The organism is Verrucomicrobiota bacterium (assembly GCA_016871675.1).
Taxonomy (GTDB): Bacteria; Verrucomicrobiota; Verrucomicrobiia; order Limisphaerales; family VHCN01; genus VHCN01.
On record VHCN01000047.1, the window covers coordinates 17976 to 27657 of the forward strand.

Annotated in this window: 10 protein-coding genes; all 10 read left to right on the top strand. The window is 65.7% G+C overall.

The genetic code is table 11. The features are described from left to right. Positions 1 to 3 precede the first annotated feature (3 nt). Positions 4 to 1218 carry an ABC transporter permease gene (locus FJ386_10680; protein ID MBM3877173.1) on the top strand — a complete coding sequence of 405 codons (1215 nt, stop codon included), beginning with the start codon at positions 4 to 6 and terminating at the stop codon, positions 1216 to 1218. Positions 1219 to 1279: 61 nt separating this feature from the next. Beyond that, positions 1280 to 1477 carry a hypothetical protein gene (locus FJ386_10685; GenBank protein MBM3877174.1) on the top strand — a complete coding sequence of 66 codons (198 nt, stop codon included), beginning with the start codon at positions 1280 to 1282 and terminating at the stop codon, positions 1475 to 1477. Between the two features lie 26 nt (positions 1478 to 1503). Next, positions 1504 to 1926, top strand: coding sequence for an Hsp20/alpha crystallin family protein (locus FJ386_10690; protein MBM3877175.1), 423 nt, complete (start codon positions 1504 to 1506; stop codon positions 1924 to 1926). Positions 1927 to 1992: 66 nt separating this feature from the next. Continuing rightward, positions 1993 to 4383: an endopeptidase La gene (gene lon, locus FJ386_10695; protein ID MBM3877176.1), complete on the top strand. Its 2391-nt coding sequence runs from the start codon at positions 1993 to 1995 to the stop codon at positions 4381 to 4383. Further along, a complete protein-coding gene (locus tag FJ386_10700; protein ID MBM3877177.1) occupies positions 4380 to 5099 on the top strand; it encodes an outer membrane lipoprotein-sorting protein in 720 nt (239 codons plus the stop codon). Before lon ends, FJ386_10700 begins: the two co-directional genes overlap by 4 nt. Positions 5100 to 5253: 154 nt before the next feature. Further along, a complete protein-coding gene (locus FJ386_10705) occupies positions 5254 to 5934 on the top strand; it encodes a response regulator transcription factor (protein ID MBM3877178.1) in 681 nt (226 codons plus the stop codon). A 107-nt stretch (positions 5935 to 6041) separates the two neighbouring features. Further along, the gene (locus FJ386_10710; protein ID MBM3877179.1) at positions 6042 to 7217 is read left to right on the top strand and encodes a PAS domain S-box protein; all 1176 of its coding nucleotides are present in this window, start codon (positions 6042 to 6044) and stop codon (positions 7215 to 7217) included. Positions 7218 to 7267: 50 nt separating this feature from the next. After that, positions 7268 to 7588: a winged helix-turn-helix transcriptional regulator gene (locus tag FJ386_10715; GenBank protein MBM3877180.1), complete on the top strand. Its 321-nt coding sequence runs from the start codon at positions 7268 to 7270 to the stop codon at positions 7586 to 7588. A gap of 57 nt (positions 7589 to 7645) precedes the next feature. Continuing rightward, the gene (locus FJ386_10720) at positions 7646 to 8764 is read left to right on the top strand and encodes an inorganic phosphate transporter (protein ID MBM3877181.1); all 1119 of its coding nucleotides are present in this window, start codon (positions 7646 to 7648) and stop codon (positions 8762 to 8764) included. After that, positions 8665 to 9682: hypothetical protein (locus FJ386_10725; protein ID MBM3877182.1), on the top strand; the 1018-nt coding region annotated here is incomplete at its 3' end. The genes FJ386_10720 and FJ386_10725, both read left to right, overlap by 100 nt.

A 9682-nucleotide genomic window follows, 5' to 3' on the forward strand; every position in this document is an offset into this window, starting at 1 on the left:
GCCATGGCCCTGCCGCTGAGATACAACGTGCGGAATGTATTCGTGCGCTGGCGCGCGACGCTCGCGACGGTTCTGGGCATCGCGCTGGTCGTGGCGGTGTTCGTGCTCGTGCAGGCGCTGGCGGCAGGATTGGAGAAGTCGAGCCGCAACACCGGCGATCCGCGCAATGTGATGGTCGTGCGCAAGGGCTCAACCGCGGAATCGAGCAGCCAGGTCACGCGCGAGCAGCTCCGGCTCATGCTCTACTGGCCGGAGATCGCGAAGAATTCGGAGGGAACGCCGCTGGTGTCGGCGGATGTGCTCGTTCTCATCAGCCTGCCCCGGCTCGGCAACACGAACGAATCACACGTGCTGGTGCGCGGCATCTCGCCCGTCGGCGCTTCGATGCGCGCCGAAGTCGAGGCCCGGCGCGACCGCAAGTCAGGCGAGCCCATTTTGCGTCCGCAGGTGACGCTGGTGGAAGGGCGGTGGTTCGTGCCGGGGAAGCGCGAAGTCGTGGCGAGCCGAAAACTCGCGCGGCGCTTCAGCGGCATGAACATCGGCGGGAGCTTCAAGACCGCCGGCCAGCACCTGACGGTGGTGGGCTGGCTCGACGGCTCCGACAGCGCGTTCGACTCGGAGGTGTGGATGGACGGCGACGAGGCTCGCAGCGTGTTTGACCGCGAGAACTACTCGAGCGTCCTCATTCGCGTGCCGGAGTTGGCGGCGGTGCATTCATTGACGAACCGGATCGAGACGGAGAAGCGGCTGCCGCTGCGCGCCGTGCAGGAGAGCGCCTATTACGCGTCGCAGACGATGACGGCGATGCCGATCAAGATACTCGGCGCGTTTCTCGCCACGGCAATGTCCATCGGCGCGGTGTTCGCGGCGATGAACACGATGTATGCGAGCGTGGGGGCGAGGACGCGCGAGATCGGGACGCTGCGGGTGCTCGGCTACCGGAGGCGGACGATTCTGCTGGGATTCATCCTCGAAGGGGCATTTCTGGCTTCGCTCGGTGGCGCGCTTGGCTGCGTGATGGCGTTCCCGATGCACGGCGTCTCGACGGGAACGATGAGCTTCGAGAGTTTCAGCGAAGTGGTGTTTCACTTTCGCATCACGCCGGCGCTTGTCACGCAAGGGATGGTCTTCTCCGTTCTGGTCGGCATCGTGGGCAGCCTGTTGCCCGCGATCCGCGCCTCGCGCCTGCCGGTGATCGCGGCGTTGAAAGCGGTGTGAGCGCGGGCCGCCTCCGGAAAATCCGGCTCGCCAATGGCGTGTTTTGATCTACCTTGCGTCCATGGACTGGCAGCAACCCGCCGCGCTGTGCATCGTCGCCCTTACGGCCGGGGTGTTCGCATGGCGTCACGTGAGGCCACGCCGGTTTGATTTTCACCGCGACACCGGGTGCGGTTGCGCCGGCGGGCGGGGGCCGAAGCCCGCGATTTCCGTGCGCGGCCGCAAGGGCGAGGCGCCGCAGGTCCACTTCAAATCCTGACCGCCGCACGCGCGGTTCCCCCGACCATGGCCATGTGCAAATCGTCCTCGGCGCTGGCCTTCGCCAGCCACCGGCATGAGGCGCGCCGCCGCCCGCCGACCGACGCGCACTGGGTTCCGAACACGGATGTTTACGTCACCGACGCCGGCATCGTGATCAAAGCCGAGGTCGCCGGGCTCAACCGCGACGACCTCACGCTCACGGTCGAGGGCAACACCTTGCGGATTTCCGGCAGCCGCATCGACGGTTGCCGCGAGGTCGGCAGCAAATTTCACCTCATGGAGATTCACTACGGCGCGTTCGAGAACGTGGTCGAGCTGCCGCCCGGTTACGATCTCGCGCAGGCGCGCGCCGCGTATCAAAACGGATTTCTTCGCGTGGATGTCCCGCTGTCCAAGCCCATTCAACCGGAGCGACCGCGGCGCCGGTTGCGGCCCCGGAGGAAGTGAGCAGGCGCGCGACTGAACGATTCCGGCTCTTTGCGCATCCAACAGGAGGAGGCCATCAGCCCAGCCATGCCCGCTGACACCGAGTTCATCAACATCGTGAACGCCCCGACCGGCGCGGCGGAGGGCGCCTTGCCCGCGCGCGTCGCCTCCAAGCCCATCCCCGGCGTGCTGCCGCTGCTCGGCCTCTCGGACATCGTCATCTTTCCCGGCATGGTCGCGCCGTTGCTGGTTGAGACCGACGAGAGCATCAAGCTCGTGGACGCCGTGGTCGGCGGCGACCGTTTCCTCGGGCTCGTGCTCCAGCGCAAGCCCGAGGTTCAGAACCCGATGCCCGAGGACATCTGGGAACACGGTTGCGTCGGCCGCGTGATGAAGATGCTCAAGTTCCCGGACAACACCGTCCGAATCCTCGTCGAGGGGCTGCGGCGCTTCCGCATCACGGCCTACGAGGCGACCGAGCCGTATTTGCGGGCAAAGATCGAATTGCTCCACGAGCGCGCGGATACCTCCGTCGAGATGGCCGCGCTCTCGCGCAGCGCGCAGCAGCTGTTCCAGGACATCATCCAACTCTCGCCCGCGCTGTCCGACCAGGTAAAGGTCTCCGCCCTGAACATCGATGAGCCAGGCAAGCTCGCCGACCTCATCGCGGCAAACCTCAACCTCAACCTCGAGGAACGCCAGCACCTGCTCGAGACCGTGCAGGTCAAGGAGCGTCTCGGGCGCCTGCTCCCGCTGCTCAACCGCGAGCTCGAAGTGCTCACGCTCGGGTCGAAGATTCAGAAGGAAGTCACATCCTCGATGAACAAGAGCCAGCGCGACTTTTACCTGCGCGAACAGATTCGAGCCATCCAGCGCGAGCTCGGCGAGACGGATTCCGGCACGGCGGAAGCGGGCTCCTTCCGCGGGCAGATCGAAAAGAACGGCCTGCCGCCCGAGGTGCAGAAGGTGGCGTTCAAGGAACTCGATCGCCTGCAGTCCATGCCGCCCGCCGTCGCCGAATACACCGTCACGCGCAACTACCTCGAATGGCTCGTCAGCCTGCCGTGGAGCAAGTCCACCGAGGACAAGCTCGACCTCACCGCCGCCGGGCGCCTGCTTGACGAGGAACACTTCGGCCTGCGCAAAGTGAAAGACCGATTGCTCGAGTTTCTCGCCGTCATCAAACTCAAGAACAAGCTCAAGGGGCCGCTGCTATGTTTCGTCGGCCCGCCCGGCGTCGGCAAGACCTCGCTCGGAAAGAGCATCGCCGACGCGCTCGGGCGGAAGTTCATCCGCATCTCGCTCGGCGGCATGCGCGACGAGGCGGAAATTCGCGGGCACCGGCGCACTTACGTCGGCTCGATGCCGGGGCGGATTTTGCAGGGACTTCGCCGCGTCGAGTCCAACAACCCCGTGATCCTGCTCGATGAAGTGGACAAGATCGGCGCGGACTTCCGGGGCGATCCCGCGAGCGCCCTGCTCGAAGTGCTCGACCCGCAGCAAAACGCGACGTTCACCGACAACTACCTCGACCTGCCGTTCGACCTTTCGCACGTGCTGTTCATCACCACGGCGAACTGGCTCGACCCGGTGCATCCCGCGTTGCGCGACCGGCTCGAAGTCATCGAGCTGCCGAGCTACACGACCGAGGAGAAATTGCAGATCGCGAAGCGCCACCTCGTGCCGCGCCAGCTCGACGAGCACGGCCTGAAGCCCAAGCTCGTGAAGCTGCCCGACGCCACGCTGCTGCGAGTCATCACCGATTACACGCGCGAAGCGGGATGTCGCGAGCTCGATCGCGAGATCGCCGCGCTCGTCCGCAAGGCCGCGCGCCGCATCGCCACGAACGGCGGACCCGTCACCATCGCGCCTGCGGACCTCGCCACGTTGCTCGGCCCCGTGCGCTTCACGTCCGAGCTCGCCGAGACGATTCGCGAGCCGGGAATCGCCGTGGGGCTTGCATGGACCCCCGCCGGCGGCGAGATTCTATTCATCGAGGCCACGCGCATGGCCGGCAAGGGCAAGCTCATCCTCACCGGCTCGCTCGGCGACGTGATGAAGGAAAGCGCGCAGGCGGGCATGAGTTACCTGCGCAGTCAGGCGAAGGGGCTCGGCATTGACCCGACGGACCACGACAAGTTCGACGTGCACGTCCATGTGCCGTCCGGTGCGACGCCCAAGGACGGCCCGAGCGCGGGTGTCACGATTCTTGTCGCGCTCGCGTCGCTTTTCACCCGGCGTATCGTGCGTTCGGATGTCGCGATGACGGGTGAAATCAGCCTGCGCGGCCGCGTGCTGCCCGTCGGCGGTGTGAAGGAAAAGGTGCTCGCCGCCGCGCGCGTCGGCATCCGGCACGTCCTCCTGCCCGAGCAGAACCGCAAGGACTGGGACGAAGTTCCAAAGGAAGTCCGCGCGACGATGAAGGCGCACTTTGTCCGGCACATTTCCGAACTGCTGCCGCTGGCGCTGGGCAAATGAGCGCGCGCCTAAATGCTCTGCTGGGGGTGTGCGTGGCATGCGCCTTTGCGGTGGCTGCATCGGCCCAGGTGAAGCTGGATCAGAATCGGGGCGAGCAGGAAGGCAAACAGCTTGCCGCCCGGCTGCGAGCGATGCGACCCCTCGAGGGCTTCACAAACACAGGCTCTCTGCATCTTCGCGACTCGAAGGGGAAGCGCCGCCAATTCCCCGTGGTCATCGAGACCACGGTCAACGGGGATCGCTGGCAGGCGACCTACAAAGCCGCGCCGGCTGCCGAGCCCTCCACGCTGGTCGTCGCCCGGTCGATCAGCGAGCCCGCGAAGTATACCATGCATCCGCCCGCGCCAGCGGGGCCGTTGTCACCGTTTGCCGGCACAGACTTCTGGCTCGCAGACCTCGGGCTCGATTTCATCCACTGGCCCGCGCAACGGGTCATAAAACACGAAATGCGCCGCAGCGAGTGGTGCTGGGTCCTCGAAAGCACGAACCCGAAGCCCGCGCCCGGCGCGTATTCGCGCGTCGTCTCGTGGGTGGACACCGACTCCGGCGGCATCGTGCACGCCGACGCATTTGATCACGCGGGCAAGCTGCTGAAGGTTTTCGAGCCAAAGTCGTTTGAGAAGGTCAACGGACGCTGGGAAGTGAAGGAGCTGGAAATCCGCAACGAGCAGGCCGACACGCGCACGACGCTGAGGTTCGCCTTGGAGAGGAAGTGAGCCGGGCCGGTTCGCTCTCGAACGGTGGGTCGCTTCGAAGTATGCGATGGCACCGCCCGAGGGCGACGGGTTCCGCCTTTGCCACGCATCCGGCACCGGCTCGTCCCCACGCCGCCATTGCCTGCCCCGGTGCGCCATGTTATGCACGCCTCGCATGGCGAGAGTTCTCGTGGTGGATGACGAGCCGGATGCCGTCGAGTTGATCGAGTTCAACTTGAAGGCGGCCGGCTTCGACGTCACGACGGCCTGTGACGGCGCGGCGGCGCTGCGCCAGGCGCGCGCATGCACACCTGACATGGTCGTGCTCGACGTGATGTTGCCGCAGGTGGACGGGCTCGAAGTCTGCAAACAACTCCGCCGGGATGCCGCGACCGCCGACGTGCCCATCCTCATGCTCACCGCGAAGACCGCGGAGATTGACCGCCTGCTCGGGCTCGAACTCGGCGCGGACGACTACGTGACCAAGCCGTTCAGTCCCCGCGAACTCGTGCTCCGGGTCAAAGGCCTGCTGCGTCGTGGCCGGGTCGCATCCGCGCCGGCCGAGTTGATTCGCTCCGGCCCGCTCGCCGTGGACCTGCCCCGCCATCACGTGACCGTGAAGGGCAGGGCGGTCGAGTTGACGGCAACCGAATTCAAGCTGCTGACGGTCCTCGCCCAGCGTCGCGGAAGAGTGCAATCGCGCGACGTGCTGCTCCGCGACGTGTGGGAATACGACGCGGCCATTGACACGCGCACCGTGGATACGCACATGAAGCGCCTCCGCGAAAAACTAGGCGCTGCCGGCGAACTCCTTGAGACGGTCCGCGGCGTGGGCTACCGGTTTGCGGAGCAGTAGCAACGGGCTTCGGGTGCAGCGCCGGGTTCCGTGCCGCTCACGCCCGCTCCCGTCATCCCAAGCGGAAACGCCCGACACGAAATCCGAATTTGTAATCTCAGAACACGATGTGGCCGTTTCTCATCTTCCTCGGCCTTGCCGGCCTGGCGCTGCTGGATTTCTGGTGGCACGGACGGAGGCTCCGGCGCCAGCGGGAGGACGCCCGGCGGGAGTTCGCCCGAGAATCGGCGCGCAAACAACAGGAACTGCTCTCCCAGATGCATGCGCAGCAGCAGGCGCTTTTCAACAGCATGATCGAGGGCGTGCTGCTCCTCGACGGCACCGGCCGCATCGAACTGGCCAACCGCTCCTTCTCAAAACTGACCGGCGCCGGCGAGGAACTGCGGGGCAGCACGTTGCTGGAGACGCTTCGCTGGCCCGCCCTCAAGGACATCGCCGACCGCGCCGCCGCGGGCGAAGCTGTCACCGGGGCCGAAATCGAATCCCCAGGACCCGCGCCCAGCACCTTGCAGGTCAACGCGGCGGCGTGGCTTGACGGCGACGGTCGGGCTCAAGGAACGCTCATCGTCGTCCACGACATCACCCGCTTGAAGCAGTTGGAGAGCACGCGGCGCGAATTCGTCGCCAATGTCAGCCACGAACTGCGCACGCCGCTCTCGCTCATCAAGGGTTTTGTGGAAACGCTGCAGGACGGCGCGGCGAAGGATCCCTCGACGTCTTCGCGCTTCCTCCAGAAGATTGAGAAGCACACCAACCGGCTCTCGTTTCTCATCGACGACTTGCTCACCATCTCGAACCTCGAATCGGGCAAGGCGGTGCTCAATCTCAATCGCGTCGAACTGTTCCCGATTGCGCAACGGGTGCTTGACGACCTTCGAGCGCGCGCATCGGCGCGGGGCATGACGTTCCGCAACGAGCTCCCGCCGGGACTTGCGGCGAATGCCGACGCGGACCGGATTGAGCAGGTGGTGGTCAATCTCGTGGACAACGCGATCAAATACGGACGCGATGGTGGAGAGGTCGTCGTCGGTGGCTGCGCGATTCCCGGCGGCCCCGTAGAGGTGTCGGTGCGCGACGACGGCCCCGGCGTGCCGCCCGAGGCGCGCGAGCGCATTTTTGAGCGTTTCTACCGCGTGGACAAGGCCCGCGCGCGCGAGCAAGGCGGCACGGGGCTTGGCCTTGCCATCGTGAAACACATCGTGCAGGCGCACGGCGGCGAGGTTCGCGTGGTAAGCGAGCCGGACCGGGGCGCAACCTTCTTCCTGACATTGCCGCCGGGCTGACGCGCGCGATTGGCGGCGACAACCGGCTCGGGGACTGGCAATGTCCGTTCATGCCGCCGACGAAGGTGAAATCGGACCGGTGCGTGGGAATGCTCAAGGCGCTCGCCGACGAGAGCCGATGGGACATGGTCCGCGCGTTGCTCGGACGCGAGATGAGCGTCTCCCAACTGGGCGAGCAACTCGACATGCCGCAGCCCAATGTTTCCAAGCACCTGCGCGTGCTCCGCGAGGCGGGCATCGTGGTGACGGCGCGCGCCGGCAAAGAGGTCCGGGGCAGCATCGCACCGGCCTTCCGCGCGGAACTCAGCCGCAACAAGAACCGCCTCGACCTCGGCTGTTGCTCGTTCGACTTCAATTCGCCGCGCCGCTGACCCGGCGGGTTTTTCCTTGCCGCGACGGGTGACGTATGCCAGACAAGGCATACGTCAATGTTGCTGACCGTCCTCTTTCTCGCTGTCTGCTTCCTCGCCTACGCCAACGGGGCGAATGACAACTTCAAGGGCGTGGCAAGCCTCTACGGATCAGGCACCGCGTCGTATCGCACCGCGCTGGCATGGGCGACCGTGACGACGGCGGCGGGAAGCTTGGCGGCGTTCTTTCTCGCGACGGGATTGTTGAAGAAATTCTCCGGAAAGGGCCTAGTGCCTGACGGGCTCACGGCGCAGCCCGAGTTCCTGCTTGCCGTCGCCGTCGGTGCAGGCGGCACGGTCATCCTCGCGACATTGCTGGGATTTCCCATCTCAACGACACACGGGTTGACAGGCGCCTTGTGTGGCGCGGGTTTGCTGGCCGTGGGGGGCCAGATGAACATCGCGGCGCTGGGCCTGGGATTTGTCCTGCCGCTGTTGGTGAGTCCGATGCTGGCGGTCGGAGCCGGTGCGGCGGTGTATCTGGCGTTCCGGTATGCCCGCCTGCAACTGGCGGTGGACAAAGAGTTGTGCGTGTGCGTCGGCACGGAGCGCCAGGTGCTTCCGGTGGCGCGGCCGGGTGGAGTCTTCTGCGCCGAAATCCTGCCGGTGCTGACGATCTCCACGGGGCAGACTGCCGAATGCACTCAGCGATACTCAGGACGGCTGCTGGGGGTGAGCGCGGGGCGGGCGGTGGACGTGGTGCATTTCCTGTCGGCAGGCACGGTGAGTTTCGCCCGAGGGCTGAACGACACGCCGAAGATTGCTGCTTTGCTGCTCGTGGTGAGCGCGCTGGACATCCGTTGGGGAGTTCTGGCCGTGGCCGTTGCGATGGCATTGGGAGGCTGGCTCAACGCGCGGAAGGTCGCAGAGACGATGTCGAACAAGATCACAGGCATGAATCCTGGCCAGGGCCTTGCGGCCAACCTCGCCACGGCGCTGCTCGTGAACACCGCGACCTGGCACGGGCTGCCGGTGAGCACCACTCATGTGAGCGTCGGCGCGCTGCTCGGCATCGGCATCACGACGCGACAAGCCCGATGGAAGCCGGTGCTCGGCGTGCTGGCGTCGTGGGTCGTGACCCTTCCATGCGCGGCACTGCTGGCGGCGCTCACGTTTTGGGTTCTCCGGCTGCGATAGGCGAAGCGCACAGTCACACACTTGTCACTCTTCCGTCCTTTGTCCGTCACAGTCTCATTGCATCGTGCCTGCGGACCGTGAAACCAGTCCCAACCATCCCGATGAAAAGCCGAACCAGGCGACTCGGCTTCGCCGCCGCCACTGCCGTTGCCGCCACGGCCATCATCCCGGGCGCCCACGCCCAATCCGCCGACGCGCTCATCGAGAAGCTCGTGCAGAAGGGCATCCTCACGTCAAAGGAAGCGCGGGAGCTTCGCGAGGAGGCGGACAAGGACGTCACGAAGGCATCCGCCTCGAAGACGGGCTTGCCCGGGTGGGTGAACAGCATTCAGTTTGGCGGCGACTTTCGCGGCCGTTTCGAGGGGTTTTACTCCGGCAATCCCGCTGCGGTGGACCGCAATCGCTTTCAGTATCGCCTGCGCTTCGGAGCGACGGTGAGCATGCTGGACAACATGGACGTCGGCATCCGTCTCGCCAGCAGTGGCGACACCGCGAGCAACCCCATTTCCGGCAACCAGACCTTCGACAACAACGCGAGCAAGAAACCGCTCAGCGTGGACCTGGCCTTCGCGCGGTGGACGGCCATCAATTCGCCGGAGTGGCAGGCCGTTTTCACGGTGGGCAAGATGGAGAACCCGATGGTGTTCACGCCGGCGGTGATGGACCGCGATTACACGCCCGAGGGGTTCGGCCAGCAGTTCACGTATCGGGCGGGCGAGAGGCACGAGTTCCGGCTCAACCTCGGCGAGTTCGTGCTGGAAGAGCGCGCTGCGTCGTCGCTCGACACTTACCTGGTGTCCGGGCAGTTGCGCTGGGATGCGAAGTGGAGCCCGAAGTGGCAGACGACGCTTGGCTTCGCGGGGCTTGCGATCAGCGGCAAGGACAGCCTGACCATTGCCAACGGCCAGCTCAACATCG